Annotated in this window: 19 protein-coding genes and 1 pseudogene; 12 read left to right on the top strand and 8 right to left on the bottom strand. The window is 71.4% G+C overall.

Features of this window, described 5'->3' with window-relative positions; all coding sequences use genetic code 11:
* Positions 1-58: 58 nt before the first annotated feature.
* The gene (locus OG870_RS43405) at positions 59-1,297 is read right to left on the bottom strand and encodes an acyl-CoA dehydrogenase family protein (RefSeq protein ID WP_327692091.1); all 1,239 of its coding nucleotides are present in this window, start codon (positions 1,295-1,297) and stop codon (positions 59-61) included.
* A 193-nt stretch (positions 1,298-1,490) separates the two neighbouring features.
* Between OG870_RS43405 and OG870_RS43400 the strand changes: the two genes are divergently transcribed.
* The 7 genes and pseudogenes from OG870_RS43400 to OG870_RS43370 all read left to right on the top strand — a co-directional run bounded on the left by OG870_RS43400 (position 1,491) and on the right by OG870_RS43370 (position 9,413).
* Positions 1,491-3,029, top strand: coding sequence for an AMP-binding protein (locus OG870_RS43400; protein WP_327692090.1), 1,539 nt, complete (start codon positions 1,491-1,493; stop codon positions 3,027-3,029).
* Between the two features lie 39 nt (positions 3,030-3,068).
* Complete coding sequence (locus OG870_RS43395) at positions 3,069-3,674, top strand: histidine phosphatase family protein (protein ID WP_327692089.1); 606 nt, start codon at positions 3,069-3,071, stop codon at positions 3,672-3,674.
* A gap of 30 nt (positions 3,675-3,704) precedes the next feature.
* A complete protein-coding gene (locus OG870_RS43390; RefSeq protein WP_327692088.1) occupies positions 3,705-4,895 on the top strand; it encodes an acetyl-CoA C-acyltransferase in 1,191 nt (396 codons plus the stop codon).
* A 19-nt stretch (positions 4,896-4,914) separates the two neighbouring features.
* A complete protein-coding gene (locus OG870_RS43385) occupies positions 4,915-5,889 on the top strand; it encodes a PDR/VanB family oxidoreductase (RefSeq protein WP_266587323.1) in 975 nt (324 codons plus the stop codon).
* A gap of 255 nt (positions 5,890-6,144) precedes the next feature.
* Positions 6,145-6,901: pseudogene (locus OG870_RS43380) on the top strand (methylmalonyl-CoA mutase family protein); the annotation flags it as partial.
* 34 nt (positions 6,902-6,935) lie between these two features.
* On the top strand, positions 6,936-7,796 hold the full coding sequence (locus OG870_RS43375) for a 3-hydroxybutyryl-CoA dehydrogenase (RefSeq protein ID WP_266526267.1): 861 nt from the start codon (positions 6,936-6,938) through the stop codon (positions 7,794-7,796).
* Positions 7,797-8,018: 222 nt separating this feature from the next.
* The gene (locus OG870_RS43370; protein WP_327692087.1) at positions 8,019-9,413 is read left to right on the top strand and encodes an MFS transporter; all 1,395 of its coding nucleotides are present in this window, start codon (positions 8,019-8,021) and stop codon (positions 9,411-9,413) included.
* Between the two features lie 42 nt (positions 9,414-9,455).
* On the opposite strand, the gene OG870_RS43365 is transcribed toward OG870_RS43370, so the two are convergent.
* The 4 genes from OG870_RS43365 to lnt all read right to left on the bottom strand — a co-directional run bounded on the left by OG870_RS43365 (position 9,456) and on the right by lnt (position 14,496).
* Positions 9,456-11,405, bottom strand: coding sequence for a helix-turn-helix domain-containing protein (locus OG870_RS43365; protein WP_266587319.1), 1,950 nt, complete (start codon positions 11,403-11,405; stop codon positions 9,456-9,458).
* Between the two features lie 76 nt (positions 11,406-11,481).
* Positions 11,482-12,282 (bottom strand): 3-hydroxybutyrate dehydrogenase, encoded by an 801-nt coding sequence (locus OG870_RS43360; RefSeq protein ID WP_327692086.1) that lies wholly within the window; start codon positions 12,280-12,282, stop codon positions 11,482-11,484.
* A 54-nt stretch (positions 12,283-12,336) separates the two neighbouring features.
* Positions 12,337-12,816 (bottom strand): NUDIX hydrolase, encoded by a 480-nt coding sequence (locus tag OG870_RS43355; protein WP_266526275.1) that lies wholly within the window; start codon positions 12,814-12,816, stop codon positions 12,337-12,339.
* 69 nt (positions 12,817-12,885) lie between these two features.
* Positions 12,886-14,496: an apolipoprotein N-acyltransferase gene (lnt, locus tag OG870_RS43350; protein WP_266526277.1), complete on the bottom strand. Its 1,611-nt coding sequence runs from the start codon at positions 14,494-14,496 to the stop codon at positions 12,886-12,888.
* 245 nt (positions 14,497-14,741) lie between these two features.
* On the opposite strand from lnt, the gene OG870_RS43345 reads away from it, so the two are divergent.
* Entirely contained in the window at positions 14,742-15,809 is a 1,068-nt protein-coding gene (locus OG870_RS43345; protein ID WP_405623314.1) for an O-antigen ligase family protein, read from the top strand.
* A 9-nt stretch (positions 15,810-15,818) separates the two neighbouring features.
* On the opposite strand, the gene OG870_RS43340 is transcribed toward OG870_RS43345, so the two are convergent.
* Positions 15,819-16,364, bottom strand: a complete 546-nt coding sequence (locus OG870_RS43340; RefSeq protein WP_266587317.1) for a hypothetical protein — start codon at positions 16,362-16,364, stop codon at positions 15,819-15,821.
* Between the two features lie 131 nt (positions 16,365-16,495).
* Positions 16,496-17,281 (bottom strand): glutamate racemase, encoded by a 786-nt coding sequence (locus OG870_RS43335; protein ID WP_266841834.1) that lies wholly within the window; start codon positions 17,279-17,281, stop codon positions 16,496-16,498.
* Positions 17,282-17,338: 57 nt separating this feature from the next.
* Between OG870_RS43335 and OG870_RS43330 the strand changes: the two genes are divergently transcribed.
* The gene (locus tag OG870_RS43330; RefSeq protein WP_266841833.1) at positions 17,339-18,520 is read left to right on the top strand and encodes a glycosyltransferase; all 1,182 of its coding nucleotides are present in this window, start codon (positions 17,339-17,341) and stop codon (positions 18,518-18,520) included.
* 25 nt (positions 18,521-18,545) lie between these two features.
* On the opposite strand, the gene OG870_RS43325 is transcribed toward OG870_RS43330, so the two are convergent.
* On the bottom strand, positions 18,546-19,892 hold the full coding sequence (locus OG870_RS43325) for a TerD family protein (protein ID WP_266588589.1): 1,347 nt from the start codon (positions 19,890-19,892) through the stop codon (positions 18,546-18,548).
* A 298-nt stretch (positions 19,893-20,190) separates the two neighbouring features.
* On the opposite strand from OG870_RS43325, the gene OG870_RS43320 reads away from it, so the two are divergent.
* The 3 genes from OG870_RS43320 to OG870_RS43310 all read left to right on the top strand — a co-directional run bounded on the left by OG870_RS43320 (position 20,191) and on the right by OG870_RS43310 (position 22,308).
* Positions 20,191-20,619: a DUF6643 family protein gene (locus OG870_RS43320; RefSeq protein WP_266526284.1), complete on the top strand. Its 429-nt coding sequence runs from the start codon at positions 20,191-20,193 to the stop codon at positions 20,617-20,619.
* A gap of 43 nt (positions 20,620-20,662) precedes the next feature.
* Positions 20,663-21,490 (top strand): MOSC domain-containing protein, encoded by an 828-nt coding sequence (locus OG870_RS43315; protein ID WP_266587310.1) that lies wholly within the window; start codon positions 20,663-20,665, stop codon positions 21,488-21,490.
* Between the two features lie 212 nt (positions 21,491-21,702).
* Positions 21,703-22,308: an Rv1733c family protein gene (locus OG870_RS43310; RefSeq protein ID WP_266587308.1), complete on the top strand. Its 606-nt coding sequence runs from the start codon at positions 21,703-21,705 to the stop codon at positions 22,306-22,308.
* The last annotated feature ends 76 nt before the right edge of the window (positions 22,309-22,384 follow it).

The raw sequence follows: 22,384 nt of genomic DNA, 5'->3' as shown, positions 1-22,384 counted from the left end.
CCGAATGCGACTGCCGAATGTGACGACCGAATGCTGCTGCTGAAGAGGACCCGGTGCCTCAGTTGCCGGGAAGCTGTGAGAACGGCACCCGGTCCACCCGCGGCTCCGGCGGCAGCTTCAGCACCCGTTCGCCGATCAGGTTGCGCTGGATCTGGTCGGTGCCTCCGGCCAGCCGGTAGCCGGGGGCGCCGAGCAGGTGCTGCGCCCAGGCGAAGGTGCCCGCGTCCCCGGTGTCGGCGCTGATCCGCGCGCCCATCAGCTCGGCCGCGACCTGTCCTGTGCGGGTGAGGAGGTCGGAGGCCATGAGTTTGGTCAGCGACGCCTCCGGGCCCGGCCGGCCGCCGGCGGCGCTCGTCCTGGCGACGCGGTCCACGGTGGCCGCACGCAGGGCGGCGCGTACGTACAGGTCGGCGAGGCGCTGGCGGACCAGCGGGTCTTCGGTGCGGCCGAGGGAGCGGGCGAGTGCGAGGACGTCCGCGAACGTGCCGCCCTTGCGACGGTTGCCGCCGCCGGAGGCGGTCCGCTCGAAGGCGAGCGTGGTGGTGGCGACCTCCCAGCCCTGGCCCGGTCGCCCGATCCGCAGCCGGTCCGGAACACGGACGCCGCTGAGGAAGACCTCGTTGAAGGAGGCGCCGCCGCTCATCTGACGGATGGGGCGCACCTCCACGCCGGTGGCGTCCATCGGGACCAGGAAGGCGGTGATGCCGGCCTGTTTGACCACGTCCGGGTCGGTGCGGGCGAGCAGCAGACCGTAGTCGGCGAACTGAGCGCCCGAGGTCCACACCTTCTGACCGTCGATCACCCACTCGTCGCCTTCTTGGCGGGCACGGGTGCGCAGGGCCGCGAGGTCGGACCCGGCACCGGGTTCGCTGAAGAGCTGACAGGCCAGCAGGTCGGTGCGCAGGAACGCGCGCGCGTACGTGTCACGCTGCTCGGCCGTCCCGAACAGGGAGACGGCCATCGCGACCAGGCGAACGGTGACGCTGATCAGCTCGGTGGACGGCGGCACCTCGAAGACGGACTCCTCCTCGGCGAAGGTTGCCACATGGGCGGCGGTCAGGCCCGCGCCACCCTTGTCCTCGGGGAGGGCCAGTGCCTGGTACCCGGCGTCGAAGCGGGCGCGCTGGTAGACGCGGCAGCGCTCCAGGAGCAGGCGTTCCTCGTCCTCCGGGAGGTTGTGGAACACGGCGAGGTCGGCCGCCCCTGTGGCGGACTGCGGCGCCCGCGCCGGTTCGAGCACGCCGGCCAGCCACTGCCGGACCTGTGTGCGCCATGCGTCCGGATCGGGCTGGGACATGGCTCCTCCTCGGATACTTACCAGACGGCAGTTTGAGTAACGGTGATCGGGAGTACACCGCCCCCACCTCTGAAACTTGGGGAAATGACTCCGCCTGGAACCAGAGTGTTCCGCACTTTCTTGATAAACGCTACAGTCTCAGCATCTCCTCTCCCTTCGAATCGGGAGAGGCCCAGGAGCCGCCGGAGGAGCCATGTCGCTGCTGCCACTCGACCGTCGCGCCCAGGAGACACCCGACGAGCCCGCCCTGGCGGACGACCTGGGCGTGCTGTCCTGGTCGGGCCTCGCCGACCAGGTGGCGCGGGCGACTGCACGGCTGCTGGAGCTCGCGCCCGGCCCCGACGACCGGGTCGCAGTCCTCGGCGACAACGCGACCCCGACGCTGGTGGCCCATCTGGCGGGCCTACGTGCCGGAGTGGGGACCGTGGCCACATCCCGGAATCTCACGTCAGGCGAACTCGTCGACCAGATCATCGACGCGGGCGTGACCGGAATCATTGCCGGACCGGTCGGCGCGGGTGCCGCCCTCGACGCGGCCCGGGAACTGGGCCTTCCGGTCGTGATGCACGGAACCCCGGCAGTGGGGCACGCCTTCGCCTGGGACGCATGGCTCGCGGCCGCGCCCGCCGGGCGCACGGCCCCGACGGACCGGCCCGCCCGGCCTCCGCTCGTCTACACCTCGGGAACCACCGGACGGGCGCGCGGCACCGAGGTGCGCTGGGTGAGCGGCCCGGTTGCCGACAGCTCCGCCTACCTCGCCGCGATGGCCGCCCGGCCGGGATTCCCGCCGGGACCGCACCTGGTGTGCGGCCCGCTGCAGCACAACGCGCCGCTGACCTCGCTGCGGCATCTGACGGCCGGTCAGCCGGTCATCGTCCTCGGCCGGTACGACGCGGAGACGTTCCTCAGCCGTGTGCAGAGGTGGCGGGTCTCCTCGACGGTGATGGTGCCGACCCACTTCCAACGGCTGCTCGCCCTCCCGGAAGAGGTCCGCGGCCGCTACGACGTCTCCAGCCTGCGGCAGGTCTCGCACACCGGCTCCGCGTGCCCGCCGGACGTGAAGCGAGCCATGATCGAGTGGTTCGGCCCGGTGCTGACCGAGTCGTACGGCGCCAGCGAGGCGGGAACCGTCGCCCGCATCAACAGCACCGAGTGGCTGGCGCACCCGGGCTCGGTCGGGCGGGTCCGGCCCCCGTTCGAGGTCCTGGTCACCGACGACGCCGGGCGGCAACTGCCGCCCGGCGAACAAGGACTGCTGGCCTTCCGGGCCCCGGAGGACCAGGGCGTCCGCTACCACGCGGACCCGGACAAGACCAGGTCCGCCTACCTCTCCCCCGGCGTCTTCACGCTCGGCGACATCGGCTACGTCGACGCGCACGGCTACATCTTCATCACCGACCGGGCCGCGGACGTCGTGGTCTCCGGCGGCGTGAACCTGTACCCGGCCGAGAGCGAGGCGGTCCTGCGGCAGCACCCGGCGATCGCCGAGGTCGCGGTCATCGGCGTGCCCGATGCGGACTTCGGCGAGTCGCTGCGGGCGCTGGTCGTGGCCGCGGCCGACGAGCCGCCGACCGAGGACCTGGACCAGTTCTGCCGCGACCGTCTCGCCGCCTACAAGTGCCCGAAGTCGTACGAGTTCGTCCCCGAGCTGCTGCGCAACGCGATGGGCAAGCTCGACAAGCGTGCGATGCGGCGCCCCTATTGGAGCTCGGAACGGACCATCGCCGGCTGAGCCGACCCGCCCGTCCCTCACGCGTACGAAGGATCACCCATGACCGAACTCCTCCTCGTCCGGCACGGCCTCCCCCTGGCGGGCGTGTTCGACCCGGGGCTGTCGCCGGAGGGCAGCGCCCAGGCAGAGCGTCTCGCCGCCTGGCTCGTGCACGAGGAAGTCGACGCCCTGTACACCAGCCCGTTCCTGCGTGCCCGCGAGACGGTGGCTCCCCTGGAACGGCTCACCGGCATGACCGCCACCGTCCTCGACGACCTGCGCGAGTGGGACACCGACGTCTCCCACCCCTACATGCCACCGGAGCAGATCGGCGCGGAGGACCCCCGCGGGGCGGCACTCGCCGAGGGACGCTACGAGGACTTCGTGCCCGATCTGGACTGGGACGCCTTCCGTGCGCGAGCCGTACGGGCCATGGGCACCATCTTCGACGCCCAGCCCGGCGGGCGGGTCGCGGTCGTGTGCCACGGCGGGATCACAAACACCTACCTGGCGACAGTGCTCGGCCTGCCGACGATGTTCTGGTTCCATCCCGGCTACACGTCCGTCAGCCGGGTGCGGCGCATGCCCGGCGGCCGGATCGTTCTGCACTCGGTGAACGAAACGGCCCACATGATCGCCCGACGTGCCGTCGACGCGGCCGCCTGACCCCGTCCCACTCCCCAGGAGGTCCCGGCCATGCCCGGATCCGTCATCGTCGCCGGAGCAAGGACGCCCATCGGCAGACTCATGGGCGCCCTGAGCACGGTGTCCGCCGTCGACCTCGGCGCCCACGCCATCGGCGCGGCGCTGGCCGCCGTGCACCTGGACCCGGCAGCCGTGGGAGCCGTCGTCATGGGCCATGTCGTGCAGGCCGGGGCCGGCCCCAACCCGGCACGGCAGGCCGCGATCCGCGCCGGCATTCCGTTCTCCGTCCCCGCGAGCACCGTCAACAAGCTCTGTCTGTCCGGTCTGCATGCCATCGCCCTGGCCGACCTCATGATCGCCTCCGGCCGGCACGAGGTGGTCGTCGCCGGTGGCATGGAGTCCATGTCGGGCGCCCCGCACCTGCTGCGCGGATCACGCACCGGCTGGAAGTACGGCTCGACCACGGTGGAGGACGCCCTCGACCGTGACGCCCTCGTCTGCGCCTTCGACGACGAGTCCATGGGTGCGGCCACCGAGCGCTATCAGCAGCCGTACGCCCTGACGCGCGAGGAGCAGGACGAGTACAGCGCGCTGTCCCATCAACGGGCCGCCCAGGCGCAGGAGTCGGGTGCGCTGCGCGAGGAGATCATCCCCGTCACCGTGGCCGGACGCCGAGGCGAGACGGTGGTCGACACCGACGAGGGCGTGCGACCGGGGAGCACCGCAAAGAGCCTGGGCCGGCTCAAGCCGGCCTTCTCCGGCGCGGGCACCATCACCGCGGGCAACTCGTCGCAGCTGTCCGACGGCGCCGCGGCCGTCGTCGTGATGAGCGCGCAGCGCGCCCGCCGGGAGGGCCTGACCCCGCTCGCCGAGATCGGCGCCTACGGCACGGTCGCGGGCCCCGACCCCTCACTGCTCGTCCAGCCGGCCGGCGCGGTCCGCGACGCCCTGTCCCGGGACGGCCGGCTCAAGTGCGCCGATCTGGACCTGTTCGAGATCAACGAGGCGTTCGCCTCGGTGGCCCTGGCCTCCGTACGGGAGCTGGACATCCCCCTGGACAAGGTGAACGTCAACGGCGGCGCGATCGCGCTCGGGCACCCGGTCGGCATGACCGGAGCCCGGCTGGTGCTGACCCTCGCGACCGAACTGCGACGGCGCGGAGGCGGCAGCGGAGCAGCGGCCCTGTGCGGGGGCGGCGGCCAGGGCGACGCGCTGCTGCTTCATGTGCCGACGCAGGCCTGAACCCCGGAGCTGACCCACCATGAACGACCAACTGCCCGCCTGGACGACCCTCACCGTGACGACCCGCACCCCCGCCGCCGACGGCGTCGTCTCCCTCACCCTGCGCCGCCCCGACGGCGGTGTGCTTCCCGCCTGGACGCCGGGCGCCCACATCGACGTACTCCTGGAGGGCGACGACGGTGAAGAGGGCGGCCTGATCCGCCAGTACTCCCTGTGCGGGCGCCCGGCCGACCGTGCGGGCTGGCAGATCGCCGTGCTGCGCGAGCCGCGGGGCCGTGGCGGCTCCGCATACGTCCACGACCATCTGCGCGAAGGCACCACAGTGCGGGTCCGCGGGCCGCGGAACACCTTCCCGTTGCGACCCGCCGCACGCCATCTGTTCATCGCCGGCGGCGTCGGCATCACACCCATACTTCCCATGGTCGAGGCCGCCGAGGCGGCGGGAGACGACTGGCTTCTGCTGTACGGCGGCCGCACCCGCGCCTCCATGGCGTTCCTCGACCGCCTCGCCCCGCACGGGGACCGCGTGCTCATCCGTCCGCAGGACGAGTACGGCCTGCTGGACCTCGCCGCCCACCTCGGCGTACCCGAGGAGGGCACCCTGGTGCACGCCTGCGGGCCCGAACCCCTCCTGCTGGCGGTGCAGGAGCAGTGCGCGGGCTGGCCCCCCGGCACGCTGGGCGTCGAGCGGTTCGCCCCGACGCAGCCAAACGGGTCCGGCCCGGCCGAGGCCTTCGAACTGGAGCTCGCTCGTTCCGGACTCACCCTCACCGTGCCGTCGGACCGCTCGGTACTCGAAACCGTCGAGGAGGCAGGCGTCGCGGTGGACTTCTCGTGCCGGGAAGGCACGTGCGGCACCTGTGAGACGGACGTACTGGACGGCAAACCCGACCATCGCGACTCGCTGCTGAGCGAGGACGAGCGGGCCGCCGGCGACACGATGCTCATCTGTGTCTCCCGCTCGTGCGGGCCTCGCCTGGTCCTCGACCTGTGACAGCGATCACCTCCAGCAATTTACTAGGACGTCCTAGTATCTCTGGCGTCAGCAATACCCCCGTTCCGTCCGGGAAGGCCCTCATGAGCGATCTGCACCGGCCCGTGCACCCTGTTCGCCTGGTCACCGCTTCAGCTCTGTTCGACGGGCACGACGCGTCGATCAACATCATGCGGCGGATCTTCCAGTCCCAGGGTGCCGAGGTGATCCACCTGGGCCACAACCGGTCAGTGCGGGAGGTCGTGGACGCGGCGCTGGAGGAGGATGAAGGAGAAGTACGGCGCGGGCGAGCGCAGCCAGAAGCTGAAGTACCACGTCCAGACCTCCGGCCGCTCGCTGCACGCCCAGGAGATGGACTTCAACGACATCCGCACCACCCTTCAGGCACTCATCGCGATCTACGACAACTGCAACAGCCTGCACACCAACGCCTACGACGAGGCCGTCACCACCCCCACCGAGGATTCCGTCCGCCGCGCCCTGGCCATCCAGCTGATCATCAACCGGGAGTGGGGCCTGGCGATGAACGAGAACCCGCTGCAGGGGTCGTTCATCATCGACGAACTCACCGACCTGGTCGAGGAGGCCGTCCTGGACGAGTTCGAGCGGATCAGCGAGCGCGGCGGCGTGCTCGGCGCGATGGAGACCGGCTACCAGCGCGGCCGTATCCAGGACGAGTCGATGCTCTACGAACAGCGCAAGCACGACGGCACCCTGCCCCTCATCGGCGTCAACACCTTCCGCAAACCCCACGCCGACACCGCCGAGCCCGGCGCCATCGAACTCGCCCCGCGCCACCGAGGAGGAGAAGCACTCCCAACTGGCGCGCGTACAGGACTTCCAGGCCCGACACCAGGAGCCGGCCCACGCCGCCCTGGCCGCCCTCAAGGACGCGGCGGTGGGCGGCGACAACGTCTTCGCCGTCCTCATGGACGCCGCCCGCGTCTGCTCACTGCAGCAGGTCACCGACGCCTTCTTCGAGGTCGGCGGCCAATACCGCCGCAACGTCTGACCACTACCACTGACCGGACAGGACAGGACATCACATGGACTCCGTCACCCGTCTCGGCGTCGTCGGCTGCGGCCTCATGGGCTCCGGCATCGCCGAAGTCGCCGCCCTGGGCGGCCTCGACGTCCGTGTCGCCGAAGCCACCCCCGACGCCGTCGAGCCAGGCCGCCGTCGAGTCACCGCCTCCCTCGACCGAGGCGTGCAGCGCGGCAAGATCACCGAGGAACAGCGCGACCAGGCCCTCGCCCGGCTCTCGTTCACCCACGACCTCAGTGACCTGTCCGACCGTCAATTTGTCGTCGAGGCCGTCGCCGAGAACCGCGAGATCAAGACCGACGTCCTGCGCTCCCTGGACAAGGCGGTCGAAGACCCCGCGGCGATCCTGGCCACCAACACCTCCTCCATCCCCGTCGTCGATCTCGCCGTCGCCACCGAGCGGCCCGGCCAGGTCATCGGCATGCACTTCTTCAACCCCGTTCCAGTACAGAGGTTGGTCGAGCTCGTTCCCGCCCTCACCACCAGCCCGGACACCGTGCAGCGCACCCGCGACCTGGCCACGCAACTCGGCAAGCAGCCCATCCAGGCACCCGACCGCTCCGGCTTCGTCGTCAACGCCCTCCTCGTGCCCTACCTGCTCAGCGCGGTCCGGATGGTGGAGTCCGGCGGGGCCCGGCCCCAGGACATCGACCAAGGCATGGAACTCGGCTGCGCCCACCCCATGGGCCCGCTCCGCCTGCTCGACCTGATCGGCCTGGACACCGCCCAAGCCGTCGCCGAGTCGATGTACGAGGAGTTCAAGGAACCGCTGTACGCCCCGCCGGCACTATTGCGCCGCATGGTCGCCGCAGGCCACCTCGGCCGTAAGAACGGCCGCGGCTTCTACGCGTACGACGCCTGAACAAAGGCCGGCCGCCCACAAAACCCAGGTCTGCCCCGTACCGTCGTGACGCTACGTGATGGGTACAGAACTCCTCACTCGGACTTCGAAGTGGAGGCATAGGGGGCGCACGCACACTCCACCCCCGAACTATGTAGTCCCACCACATGTCCGCCTGACCTGCCTCTTCCTACGGTGTGCCGACACGTACCCGTCCCCATCGCACACGAGGAAGTGGCGCACATGGCCTCCGCAGCATCCGCTCCACCGACGCCCGGCACCCCCGCCAGTCTCAAGCGCATCGTCGCCGCCAGCCTCATAGGCACCACCATCGAGTGGTACGACTTCTTCCTCTACGGTTCCGCCGCCGCGCTCGTCTTCAACAAGCTGTTCTTCCCGGACTCGGACCCCCTCGTCGGCACCTTGCTGTCGTTCCTCACGTACGCCGTCGGATTTGCCGCCCGTCCGCTGGGCGCACTGGTCTTCGGGCACTACGGCGACCGGATCGGACGTAAGAAACTGCTGGTGCTGAGCCTGCTGATGATGGGTGGGGCGACCTTCGCGATCGGGTTGCTCCCGACGCACGCGACGGTGGGAGCCGCCGCTCCGGTGCTGCTCACCACCCTGCGTCTGGTCCAGGGCTTCGCGCTGGGCGGCGAGTGGGGCGGGGCCGTACTGCTGGTGTCCGAGCACGGGGATGCCCGACGGCGCGGATTCTGGGCCTCGTGGCCGCAGACCGGGGCGCCCGCCGGGCAGCTGCTCGCAACCGGTGTGCTGTCCGCGCTGACAGCCCTGCTGTCGGACGACGCCTTCGTGTCCTGGGGCTGGCGGATCCCGTTCCTGCTCTCCGGCGTGCTGGTGATCGTCGGTTTGTGGATTCGTCTGTCTGTCGATGAATCACCCGTGTTCCAGCAGGCGTTGGCCCAGGCCGAGGCCCGCAAGGCCGACCGGGCCGCTGAGGCCGAGAAGCTGCCGATCGTGTCGGTGCTGCGCCACCACTGGCGGGACGTGCTGATCGCGATGGGCGCGCGCATGGCGGAGAACATCAGCTACTACGTGATCACCGCGTTCATCCTCGTCTACGCCACCACGTCGGCCGGTGTCTCCAAGCAGACCGCGCTCAACGCGGTGCTGATCGCGTCGGCCGTCCACTTCGCGGTCATCCCGGCCTGGGGCGCGCTGTCGGACCGGGTGGGCAGGCGTCCGGTGTATCTGCTGGGCGCGGTCGGCGTCGGGCTGTGGATGTTCCCGTTCTTCTCCCTCATCGACACCGGCGGCTTCGGCAACCTGATCCTCGCGGTCACCGTGGGCCTGGTGCTGCACGGCGCGATGTACGCGCCCCAGGCCGCCTTCTTCTCCGAGATGTTCGCGACCCGGATGCGCTACTCCGGTGCCTCCATCGGCGCCCAGTTCGCCTCGGTCGCCGCGGGCGCGCCCGCCCCGCTGATCGCCACGGCGCTGCTGTCCGACTACGACAGTTCCACCCCGATCGCCCTGTACGTCATCGCCGCGGCCGTCCTGACGGTCCTGGCGGTGGGCGTGGCCAAGGAGACCCGTCACCGGGACCTGGCCGACGTCGAGCCTGCCGCGGACGCCGAACCGGCGACGGCTGCGGCGGCGGACGCGCGCACCGTGTGACCCTCAGGAAGCCGTCCCCCCGTACGCCTCGCGTACGGGGGTTCAGTTCTGTGCGGGCGCCGACAACCGGTGCAGCCGCAGGGCGAGTTGGATCTCCAGTGCGCGGGCGGGGCTCTGCCAGTCGTCGCCCAGGAGACGGGCGACACGCTCCAGGCGCTGGGCCACGGTGTTGACGTGGACGTGGAGTTCGTCCTTGGTGCGGGCCGGGCTCATGCCACAGGTGAAGTAGGCGTCGATGGTGCGTACGAGGTCGGTGCCGCGCCGTTCGTCGTAGGCGACGACCTGTCCGATCGTGCGGTCCACGAATCCGGCGATGTCGCGGTCCCCGGCGAGCAGCAGGCCGAGGAAGCCGAAGTCCTCTGCTGCGGCCCCGTCGCCTGAGCGGCCGAGCAGGCGCAGGGCCTCCAGGCAGCGCCGGCCCTCCGCGTAGGCCGCGGTCACGGTTTCGGGGTGGGCGGCGAGGTCCTGGACGGGCGCGGAGGCGCCGACGGTGACCGCCTCGTGGACCGCCGTGCCGAGCTGGTGGGCGGTCGTTCGGGCCAGGTCGGCGGCGATGTCGCCGGGCGTCAGCGGCAGCAGCAGGACGGTGCCGCCGTCGCGCGCGGCGGCCAGGCCGTGCCGGGTCGCGGCGAGGTGCGAGGCAGCGGACCACAGGCGCCGACGCGCGGCCGCCTCCTGGTCGGCGTCGGGTGCGGTGCCGTCGAGTCGGGCGGCGAGCACGACGTGGGTGGCGTCGAGGTCCGCGTGCAGCCGCGAGGCACGCTCGCGCAGCAGGCGCGGGTCGCGGTCGCGGGCGTCGAGGAGGTCGTCCAACAGCTCGCCGCGGACGCGCTGTTCGGCTTCGGCGGCCGAGCGTCTGGCGAGCAGCAGCAGCGAGGTGACCATCGCGGCCCGCTCCAGGGTGAGCTGGTCGACGGGGTCGAGGCCGGGGTGACCGCGCAGGACGAGCGCGCCGAGCAGTTCACCGCCGGCCGTCACGGCGGCGATCCAGTCGTCCTCGTGGCACACTGCGTGCCCTTCGGCACGGGACGCCTCCAGAGGTGCCGACGGCGCGTCGACGGCCTCGGTGAAGTCGACGGTGCCGTCGAGGACCTGGGAGACGGCCGCGGCCACGTCGTGCACCCCGCCACCGCGCAGCACGAGCTCGGCGAGCCGGTCGTGGACGTCGGAGGCGCGCTCGATGACTCCGCTGCGGTCGCGGATGATCTCGTTGGCCCGCTCAAGGCCGGCGAGGGCCGAGCGCGTCTCGGTGAGGAGGTTCGCGGTGTCGATGGCGGCCGCGGCGAGCGCCGCGAACGAACCGAGCAGGGCGATCTGCTCGCGTTCGAAGACCCGGGCGCGCCGGTCGGCCGCGAACAGGACGCCGATGACGTGGTGGCCCAGCATCAGGGGCACGCCGAGGATGGCGACCAGGCCCTCGTCCCGCACACCGCTGTCGATGATGTGCGTGTGCTGGAAGCGGTCGTCCTTGAAGTAGTCGTCGGTGACGTACGGACGGGCGGTCTGGGCCACGAGTCCGCCGAGCCCCTCCCCCAGGCCGAGCCGCAGCTGCTGGAAGCGGGCGGCGACCGAGCCCTCGGTCACCCGCATGTAGGTGTCCCCGCGGTCCGGGTCGTTCAGGCTGAGGTAGGCGACGTCCGTGCCCAGCAGTGACCGGGCGCGCTGCACGATCGCCTGCAGTACGGAGTCCAGGTCCCGCAGACCCGCGAGGTCGTGGGCCGTCTCGAAGAGCGCGGACAGCTCGGCCTCCCGGCGGCGCCGCCCCTCCAGGTCCGCGCGCACACGCAGCGCGAGCAGCTTGGCGTGTTCGAGCGCGGCGATCGCCTCGGCCGACCGCCCCTCGGCGCGCGCCAGCAGCACGGGCTGCTCGTAGGCGTCGGAGGACGCGCCCCTGGCCAGCAGCTCCAGGAACGGCGTCTCGGCGCCGGTGAGCGCCGGACCGGCCGCTTCGGCGTCGGTGCGCTCGGCGGACTGCACGTGATCGCGAGACATGTTCACAGGATTCCTCATCCCACGGCCGCCCCGTCAGCCCTGTGGACAACTCCTGGACGCATGGATGCCTGCCTGGTCAGTGGGCGGTCCAGCCGCCGTCGAGCACGAGCGAGGTGCCGGTCACGAAGGAGGCGTGCGGGCTGCACAGATAGGCCACGGCCTCGGCGACCTCCTCCGGCTCGATCAGCCGCTTGACGGCGCTGTCCTGCAGCAGTACCTCCGCCAGGACGCGGTCCGCAGGTACGCCGTGTGCCTGTGCCTGGTCCGCGAGCTGCTTCTCGACCAGTGGGGTGCGCACATAGGCGGGGTTCACACAGTTCGAGGTGACGCCGTGGGGTGCGCCTTCGAGGGCGGCGGTCTTGGACAACCCCTCCAGTCCGTGTTTGGCGGCCACATAGGCCGACTTGTAGGCCGAGGCGCGCAGTCCGTGGACGGAGGACACGTTGACGATGCGGCCCCACCCCTGCCCGTACATGTGGGGCAGTGCTCCGCGGACGAGGCGGAACGGTGCCTCCAGCATCACGGTGAGCACGGTGTGGAAGACGTCGGGCGGGAACTCCTCGATGGGGCGCACCAGTTGCAGCCCGGCGTTGTTGACGAGGACGTCCGTGCCGGCGGCGGCGTGCTCGGCCGCGTCGAGGTCGGTGAGATCGAGGACGTGCGGTTCGACGGCACCCGCGAGGCCCCCGGCCTGCTCGGCGAGCGACTCCAGTCCCGTGGCGTCCCGGTCGACCGCTCTGACCTTGGCCCCGGCGGCCGCGAGGCGCAGCGCGCAGGCGCGGCCGATGCCACCGGCGGCACCGGTGACGAGCGCGGTGCGGCCGCCGAGATCGAGGGAGGAGGCGTGGGGAGGCGGGAGGGCGCTGGGCGGGGTCATGTGCCGACCCTAAGCAGCACCCCCGTCTGCCCACATATGGTCACGCCCCATACTTCATTCAGAACTCATAGCGTCAAACCATGTGGGTTCGCCGGACAGCGCCTGCTTGATCCGGAAGTGGTGGTACTCGGTCAGTGGGGGCAGCGCGTCGAGCGCGAACCAGCCGACCTGCAGGGACTCGTCGTCGTTCACCCGGGCCTCGCCGCCCACCGCCCGCGCACGGAAGCAGATGTCCATGAACTGGCAGATGTCGCCGTTGGGATAGGTGACCGGCCCCCCGGACCGCACCGCGACCACGCGTTCGACGACGCACTGGACGCCGGTCTCCTCGTACACCTCCCGCACGACTGCGGCAGCGGGCTGCTCGCCCGGGTCGGGGATGCCCGAGATCAACGCCCATTCGAGGTTGTCCGAACGCTGACCCAGCAGGATCCTGCCCTCGTCGTCGAAGACGACGGCACTGACGCCGGGGAGCCAGAGCAGCTGGTGGCCCGAGGTGGCCCGGATCTCGCGGATGAAGTCAGGAGTTGCCATGACACCGACCCTAAAGGGCCGGTGCCCAGGCACCCGGCGCATTTCACGGGGCGTGCGCCGGGCGTACGGTTACACGCTCCGGGCGCGCCGCCCGCGCACACCGGCGCCGATCGCCCACCCGAGCCCGCCCGCGGCGACCAGCACCAGGGCCATCTCCGGCAGGATTCCCAGCCGCGTGGCAGGCGTCTCGCTCGACCGCAGCGGCACCTTCTGGACCAGGTGGGCCGCGACGAACATGCCGGTCTTCTGCGTGATCTTCCCGTCCGGCATGATGATCGCGCTGACGCCGCTGGTCACCGGCACGGTGACGGTCCGGCTGTGTTCGACGGCGCGGACGCGGGACATGGCGAGCTGCTGGTAGGTCATCTCGCTGCGGTCGAAGGTCGCGTTGTTGCTCGGTACGGAGATGATCTGCGCCCCGTCGGTGACCTCGGAGCGCACGGCCCAGTCGAAGGCCGCTTCGTAGCAGGTGACCAGGCCGACCTTGGCGTGGTCCATGGTGAACACCCCGGGCTTGGTGCCCCGGCTGAAGTCCTGGCGAACCATCGAGGTCCAGTTGCTGTTGATCGCGCCGATGAGCGAGCGCAGCGGCAGGTACTCGCCGAACGGCTGGATCTGCCGCTTGTCGTACGTGTCGAGGGGGCCCTTCCTGGGGTCCCACAGGATCTGCTCGTTGTACAGCTTGCCGTCCCGCTGGACGACACCGCCGACCGAGATGGGCACGCCGATCGCCTTGGCCGCGCCGTCGATGACGGCGTACGCGTCGGCGTTGTCGAAGGGGTCGACGTCGGAGGAGTTCTCCGGCCACAGCACGAAGTCGGGCTTGGCGATCTTGCCCGCCTTGACCTCGGCGGCCAGGCGCCGGGTCTCGCGCGCGTGGTAGTCGAGCACGGCCCGTCGCTGGGCGTTGAACTCCAGCCCGGAGCGCGGCACGTTGCCCTGGATGACCGCGACGGTCGCGGAGCCGTCCTCGGCCTTGTCGCTGACCAGCGAGCCGGCGGCGACCGCGCCCACCACCGGCACGGCCACGCTCAGCAGGGCGACGGCCGCTGCCGACCGCCGGACCTCCCGGGTGCGCCGGGCATCCAGGGCCAGCCGTACGACCTCGTACAGGCCGAAGCCGCACAGGACGACCGCGAAGCCCAGCACCGGGGTGCCGCCCACCGCGGCGAGCGGCAGGAAGACGCCGTCGGCCTGACCGAACGCGACCTTGCCCCAGGGGAAGCCGTTGAACGGCACACGCGCGCGTGCGGCCTCGCCCGCGATCCACACCGCGGCCGCCCACACCGGCCACGCCGGCAGCTTCGACACCACGGTGACGCCCGCGCCGACCAGCGCGACGAAGATCGCCTCGATCGCCACCAGCGCCAGCCAGGGTCCTGGGCCGACCTCCACGCCGGTCCACACGAGCAGCGGCAACAGGAAGCCGAGGCCGAACAGGTAGCCGAGACCGAGGCCCGCCTTCCAGCTGCGGCCACGAAGGACCCAGCCGAAGCCGGCGAAGGCCGGGACGGCCAGCCACCACAGGGTGCGCGGCGGGAAACTGACGTAGAGCAGCACTCCGAAGAGCGCCGCGGCGAGAGCCGGAACGAGGCGTACGAGGCGCGCCGGACGCGATGCGGGCGCGGCCTGCGGCTGCAACTGGTCCGACTCGTCCACGGAGGTTGCGGTGACGGTCACCCCGGGAGTGTACGGCCGGTGACCTTGCCCCGGACAGCGCGGTCCGTATGGCAGCACAGGCCGCTGCGCGCCGCAGCCGCCGCATCGTTCCTGCGCAACTCGGTCCAACTCATCCACAAAACGTCCATCAGCCGTTACGGTGTGCCCAGCCACAGTCGCCCGGCCGGTCACGGCCTCGGCGACCTGGGTCGTGCGAGGTCGGGGGGCTTCGGTCGCGTTCGGGGGGCTGGGTGGTTTCCATAGGCATGACGTCTGATGCCGGTCCTGGGGAGGGCGGCGCGAGACGAAACGTTTCTGACGCAGTGGGCGTGGTGGTGCTCGGCGCTTCTGCCACCTGGTCGCTGATCACGGCGACCGTGCACGAGGGCCGGCCGGAGGGCGTGCTGCTCGCAGTGCTGGCCGTGGCCGCCGGCTACGCGGCCGGGCGGATCTGCGGGGCGCTGCTGCCGGTGGCCGCGCCCTGTGCCGGAGCGCTGGCCGGAATCGGCCTGGCGGTGGCCGTTCCGCACCTCGCCCCGGGTCCTCAGATCGTCGCGCCGCTCGGACACGCAGGTGCCACCGCCGCGCTGCTCACGCTGTGTGCCGGTGCGACGTGCTGCGCGGCCTGGGCCGCCGAGTCGCCGCCCCTACGGTTCGCGATGGGCACGCTGGCGGTCGGGATCACGGTGACCGCGGCCGCCCTCGGCTCGACCAGCGGATTCGTCACCTGCACGGCCGTGCTGCTGTGCTCGCTCGCCGCCGGACGGATGCACAGCCGTGGCCTGGGCATCGCGGGCCTCGCCCTGGTCGCGGCTCTGGTGGCCGGCCTGACCTGGGCCGTCGCCGGAAACGCCCTGCCCGAGGGACTCACCACGTCTCTGGAAGGGCAGCTCACCCAGCACCGGATCCAGCTGTGGCAGGACGCCCTGCATCTGGCACATCGCAACGCCGCCCTGGGGGTGGGCCCGGAGCGCTTCGGTGAACTGAGCACCACGGCGACCCGGACCCTGTTCTCGGACGGCAAGCCGCACTCGGCCGTACTGCAGCAGGCGGCCGAGCAGGGTGTCGTCGGCGTGGTCCTGCTGGGGGCGTCCCTCTGCTGGGTGCTGCACGCGCTGTGGCGCTCCCCGCGCCCCACCCCGGTCGTGCTCACCGCGGGTGCGGCTCTGACGGCGCTCGCGGCGATCGCCGCGGTCTCCAACGCGTTGAGCTTCACCGCAGTGTCGGTCGGTGCGGGCCTGCTCGCGGGCCTGGCCACGGCCCGCCCGCTCGCCGAGGAGTCACCACCGCAGAAGGTGGACGTACGCCCGCGCGGTGACCGGCTGACGCCGTGACGACGAGGCTCAGTGCAGCGCGCCGGTGGTGCCCGGCCGCAGTCGGTCGCTGATGACCCGGACGGCTGTCTCGGCGTTGTCCACGGTGATCGTGAACGTGTGACCGTCCCACAGGCGCAGGACGACGCCCTCGCCGCGCCGCACCACGACTGCGGTGCCCTTCTCGGGCCGCCAGCGGTAGCCCCAGCCGCCCCACTGGCGCGGGTTCACGTGCGCCGCGAACTCGGCGCCGGCGACATGGGAGAGAGGGATCTTGCGGCGCGGCACACCGATGTGTCCGCAGCGCACCTCAAGGCATTCCTTGTCGAGCTTCAGATCGACGTGCAGGAAGGCGAGCGTGCCGAAGAGGACCAGCAGTCCGGCGGCAATGCAGCCGACGACGGCCATGACGAGCGGGGCGATGCCCGATGTCCAGGCGGAGTCGACGGCGAGCTCGATGCCGAGCGCCATGACGGCCACGCCGGCGACCGCGGGCAGCCACTGGACCCGCTTGGTGGCGTGTCCGGTCCAGACATCCGGATGCTTGGCGTTCTCGCCGTGGGGGTGGTCCCTCATGGCTACGAGGTTACTCATGTTTCGCTGCGCGGGCACCGGGTCGCGGAGAGTGAACCCTGCCCATATGCCGCCCGGCCGATGGCATCCGTTTCATGGCGTCCGTTTCATGGCGCCCGTTTCATGGCGTCCGCTCAGCGCGCGGGGCTGACCGCCTGGAGCAGTCGGCCTTCCTCGTAGGCCAGGGCGGGCGGTATGAGTGCACCCTCTCGGCCGCTCAGCAGCACCGTCAGGGTTCCGGTGGCCGGTGCCCCGGGTGCGGGCTGCTCGCCGAGGCGGCGCAGGGCCTGGGCGGCTACGGCGCCTGCGGACCCGTGCAGCACGAGCGGCGGGAAGCCGGGCTGCTGCACGGCGGCACGGATCCGCTCGGCGACGAGTTCGTAATGGGTGCAGCCCAGGACGACGGTCGTTACATCGTCGGGGGTCAGCGCGGCGGCCGCCGCGACGGCTGCGTCGATTGCGGCCTCGTCGGCGTGTTCCACCGCCTCGGCGAGCCCGTGGCAGGGCACCTCGGCGACCGTCACCCCGCCGGCGAACTGTGCGATGAGATTGCACTGGTACGGGCTGCCGGTGGTGGCGGGCGTCGCCCAGATCGCGAAGGGGCCGCCGCCGGCCGCGGCCGGCTTGATCGCCGGGACCGTGCCGATGACCGGCAGGTCGGGTTCGAGGCGGGCGCGCAGGGCGGGCAGGGCGTGCACGGTCGCCGTGTTGCAGCCGACGATCAGGGCGTCGGGCCCGTGTGCGGCGGCGGCCTCGGCCACGGCCAGGGCACGCTCGGTCAGGTCCTGGGGGGTCCTGGGTCCCCAGGGCATTCCGTCGGGGTCCAGGGAAAGCACCAGATCTGCGTCGGGCCGCAGACGCCGTACCGCGGCGGTGGCCGCGAGCAGACCGATTCCGGAGTCCATGAGCGCGATCTTCACCCGGCCACGATAGACGATGGGCCCTTGCGGGCCGGTCCGGTGGGGCAGACTGCGCAAGTGAGCGCCATCGCGTGGACCGCCGCCCTATCACTCGCCGCCTGGCTGTGGCTGTTGCTCTGTCAGGGCTTCTTCTGGCGCACGGACGTCAGGCTGCCGCCCCGCGAGGATCCTGCCGACTGGCCGTCCGTCGGTGTCGTCGTCCCCGCGCGCGACGAGGCCGCCGTACTGCCCGCGAGTCTGCCGTCCCTGCTCGCCCAGGAGTATCCGGGCCGGGCGGAGATCTTCCTCGTCGACGACGGCAGCTCGGACGGCACCGGAGACCTGGCCCGCGAACTGGCGGCGGCGCACGGTGGGCTGCCCATGACGGTCGGCTCACCCGGCGAACCGCCCCCCGGCTGGACGGGCAAGCTGTGGGCCGTACGGCATGGCATCGGCCTGGCACGCGCGCGTGAGCCCGAATATCTGCTGCTGACGGACGCGGACATCGCGCATGCGCCGGACAGCCTGCGGGAGTTGGTCGCCGCTGCGCGCAGCGGCGGCTTCGACGTCGTCTCGCAGATGGCTCGGCTGAGGGTGGAGAGCGTGTGGGAGCGGCTCGTGGTGCCGGCCTTCGTCTATTTCTTCGCCCAGCTGTACCCGTTCCGGCGCATCGGCGGGAAAGGGACGCGGACGGCCGCCGCGGCGGGCGGCTGCGTGCTGCTGCGTACCGAGGCGGCCGACCGGGCGCGGATCCCTGACGCCATCCGCCACGCCGTCATCGACGACGTGGCGCTCGCGCGCGCGGTCAAGGGCACTGGCGGTCGCGTCTGGCTGGGGCTGGCCGAGCGGGTGGACAGCGTGCGGCCCTATCCACGGCTGCACGACCTGTGGCGCATGGTGTCACGCAGCGCGTACGCACAGTTGCGGTACAACCCGCCGCTGCTCCTCGGGACGGTCCTCGGGCTGGCCCTGGTGTACCTGGCCCCGCCCGCGGCCCTGGTGGCGGGGGCGGCCACCGGGGACGGGCCGGCCGGGATCCTCGGCGGTCTCGCGTGGCTGGTGATGGCGGGGACGTACGTCCCCATGCTCCGCTACTACCGCCAGCCGCTGTGGCTCGCTCCCCTGCTGCCGGTCACCGCCTTCCTCTATCTCCTCATGACGGTCGATTCCGCGGTGCAGCACTACAGGGGACGCGGTGCGGCCTGGAAGGGCCGCACCTACACGCGCCCGGACACCGTCGCGGACGAGCGCCCTCTCTAGAGCGCTCGCTTTCCGTCCGCGGGGCTCACTTCCTGCCGGGGGTCCAGTTCATGCCCCATCCGTAGGCGTAGTCGACGGTCCGCTGGGGGCTCACCCCGCGCTCGGGCACCAGGTAGCGGGCCTCGCGCTGGACGACCAGGTCATTGCCCGTGTTGGTGATCAGGGCGAGGGCGCAGACGGTGGAGGGAACGGTGCACTCGTCGAGCGAGAAGTCGATCGGGGCACCGAACTGCGGCTGCAGGGTGACCGTCGCGTGCAGGTCGGCGAAGGATCGCGCGCCTTCGTAGATGGTCACGAAGACGAGGATCCGCCTGAAGTCCTGCTTGTGGTCGAGGTTGACGGTGAGGTTCTCACCGCTCGCGACGGCGCCCGTGCGGTCGTCGCCGTCCAGGTGGATGTACGGCGGCCGGTTCAGGGCTCCGAAGGAGTTGCCGAGGGCTTGTACGACGCCCTTGCTGCCGTCGGCGAGTTCGAACAGGGCGCACAGATCGAGGTCGAGGTCCGCGTGCATGGCGACCGCGCGGCCACGTTTGCTGCCCCATCCCGAGAACTGCTTGCGCACCTCCCAGTTGAGGTTCACGCGCATCGAGCCCGAGGTGCCGCCCTGCTTGGCCAGCGAGACCGAGGGGGCCGCCTTGGTGAGCGTCACCTTGGTCAGCCGGACCGGCTGCGTGGGAGGCGCCTGCGGCGGAGGGGGCTGCACGGCGGCCGGGGGCGTGACCGGCGGAGGCATGGTCATGGGGGGCGCGGCGGGAGGCGGCATGTTCACAGGCGGGGCGACGGGCGGGGGCATGGTCGCGGACGGAGGGGCCGGGGGCGGGGGCGCGGGAGCTGCGGCGGGCGGAGTGTGCTGCGGTTCGTCGACCGCGATCCCGAAGTCCGTGGCCAGACCTTCGAGTCCGCTGCCGTAGCCCTGGCCGACGGCGCGGAACTTCCAGGCGCCTTGGCGGCGGTAGAACTCGCCGAGTACGAAAGCGGTTTCGACGCCGGCACCCGTGCTGTCGAATCGGGCCACCACACCGCCCTGGGCGGCGTCGCGAACCTCGATGTAGAGGTCGGGAACCTGTCCGAACGTACCGCCGTCCGCCGACGCGGCGAGGACGACGGTCTCGATGGCGGGCTCCACGCGCGCGAGGTCGACAAGGAGACTGTCGACGACGCGGCCGTCCCCGTTGTGCTTGCCCTCGTACCGGACCGCGCCGGAGACGTGCGCCGGCTGGTTGTAGAAGACGAAGTCGCCGTCGGAGCGGACCTTGCCGCCCACGAGCAGAAGTGCCGAGGCGTCCGTGTCCGGAACGCCGGGTCCTGAACGCCAGCCCAATTCCACCCTCAGTGCCGTCGTCGGCACCGGCGTATTCGATCCTTTCGGCATTGACATGTCCGCCCCCATCACGTGTCACCGTGCCAGTCCGTGTCCCGGCAGCCCTTCAGGTACTCCATCCGCACAACCTATTCCCCGGGACCACGAACTCCCACGAGGAGCACAGGGTTACCTGTGGCCAACCGCTGGTAACCCGCCCGGAACTCGGCATTTACACGACCTGAACCTCGTTGGGCGCCCTTTTTTGCCAAGTTCGCTCGCATTGGGGATCCCGCGTCACTGCCGACACTGAAAACAACCCTCTTATCGGTCTCCCCAACTAGCACATCGAGGGCTTAACTTATGTGCCATGACCTCCCCCCGCTCCACCTTTGGCGGCGGCTACTACTCCGCCTTCCCGGACACTCCGATCTACGACAGGCTCGTGGCCGAGCGGGGCACCCCGCAGATCGCTCCGATCCGGGTCCCCGCCGCGTACGACGCGCCGGGCAGCTATCTGCCGGCCCTGCCGTCGGCACTCCCCGCCCTTCCGGCGGGTCCCTCCCAGCCCTCCTACGGCTATCCGCAGGCGCAGCAGCCGGCTCCGCTGCAGCATGCGCCCGCGGCGTACATCCCTCAGCAGGCCATGGCGCCTCGTGGCTATCCCGGACCGCAGCAGCCGCAGCGGCCCATGGCGACCGGTACGGGCTACGAGGCGATGCGCCCTGCGGCTCCCCGGCCCAACCCGGCCCAGTACCAGGACCCGTACAACAACCAGCAGCAGTACCGCGGCTACTGAGCCGTCCTCCCCGGCTCTCGCCGCCGCCTGGCACGATGGCCGTATGGGGAACGCGCTGCTGCAGTCGATTCACGTCCATCCGGTGAAGGCGTTCCGGGGCCTCGCGCCCCGGGAAGCCGTCGTGGAGCCCTGGGGACTTGCCGGAGACCGGCGCTGGGCGCTGATCGACACAAGGGGAAAGGTCGTCACGCAACGTCAGCAACCGCGCCTTGCGCAGGCCGCCGCCGAGCTGGTCCCCGGCGGCGGCGTTCGTCTGTCGGCGCCGGGGAGGGGCCCGCTGACCGTGCGGGTTCCCCGGCCGGTCGGCACGGTGCCGTTGGAGATCTTCGGCGACAAGGTCGAGGGCGTCCCCGCCGAGGACGCGGCCGCGCACGCCTGGTGCAGCGACTATCTCGGGATCGACGTGCGCCTCGTACACATGGATGATCCGGCCACGCGCCGGCCCGTCGACCCGGAGTACGCGCGGCCCGGCGAGACGGTCAGCTTCGCCGACGGCTTCCCGCTGCTGCTCACCACCAGCGCCTCCCTCGACGCCCTCAACTCCCTGATCGCCCAGGGCTCTCAACCGGCCGACGGGCCGCTGCCGATGAACCGGTTCCGGCCGAACATGGTCGTGGCGGGCACCGACGCCTGGGCCGAGGACGACTGGTCCCGCATCGCCGTCGGCGAGGTCACCTTCCGGGTCGCCAAGATGTGCGGGCGGTGCGTGGTGACCACCACCGACCAGGACACCGCCGAGCGGGGCAAGGAACCCCTGGCCACCCTGGGCCGCCACCGCCGCATCGGCAGCAGCCTGGTCTTCGGTCAGAACCTGGTGCCCCTCTCCCCCGGCACGATCCGGGTCGGCGATCCGGTGACGGTCCTCGAATAGGCAGCTCCGCCGGACGCTGTGCGGCGGCAGGGACGAAAGATCCGGACAAGGCCCGCGGCGCGGGAACCAGGGTCGGGGGCCTGCGCGTTGAGGTTTCGTGAGAAGTTCATGAGAGAGCCCGGGAGCAAGTGATCTCGCTCTCTCTTTGACCGGGTCGGCGCGTGTACGGCTCGGCCGGGGGTTATCACGGAGCGGGAAGGGGGTGCGGGACGGTGCGCACAATCGGCGGACTCTGGCGCTGGCGGCACAATCCGCTGCGCCGCACGAGCGATCTGGTAGAGGCCTGGCTGACCTTGGTGGCGCTGCTGCTGATCCTCGTCGCGGCCCCGGTGGTCGGCTCCGTCGTCGGCACCATCGCGCAGGACGCCCTGCAGCAGTCCGTCCGGGACCAGCGTGCGGCCCGCCACCCGGTGACGGCCACCGTCGTGCGCAAGCTGGACCGCTCCCCGCTGGACACCGACCCCGAGTCCACCTCGTCGCGGGATCTGCGCAGCCGCGTCCTCGCCGACTGGACCGCGCCGGACGGCTCCGGCCACCACGGCGCGGCGTTGGCGAGCCTCGCGTCACCGCACCGCGGTGACCACTTCAGGATATGGACGGACCTGCACGGGCAGATAGTGGCCCGTCCGCTCGATGCGGCGACGGCGACGACGCACGCGGTGCTCGCCGGGTTCGGCGCCGCCATGCTCACCGCGGGCGCCGTCGAGGGCGGTCGACGGCTGATCGTCTGGCGCATGGTCCGTCGCCGGTACGCCCGTTGGGACCAGGCCTGGGACCGGGCGGGCCCGGACTGGGGCAGGACCGGCGCCGGCAGCTGACGGCCTTCCCGCTCTGGTCAACCCACCGCCCGCGCGCACGCTACGGTGGACCGGCCGATCCCTTCGGCATCGACCC

The organism is Streptomyces sp. NBC_00461, assembly GCF_036013935.1.
GTDB lineage: Bacteria > Actinomycetota > Actinomycetes > Streptomycetales > Streptomycetaceae > Streptomyces.
Note: the sequence above shows the minus strand (reverse complement) of the source record. Positions and strands in the feature narration are given on the sequence as shown.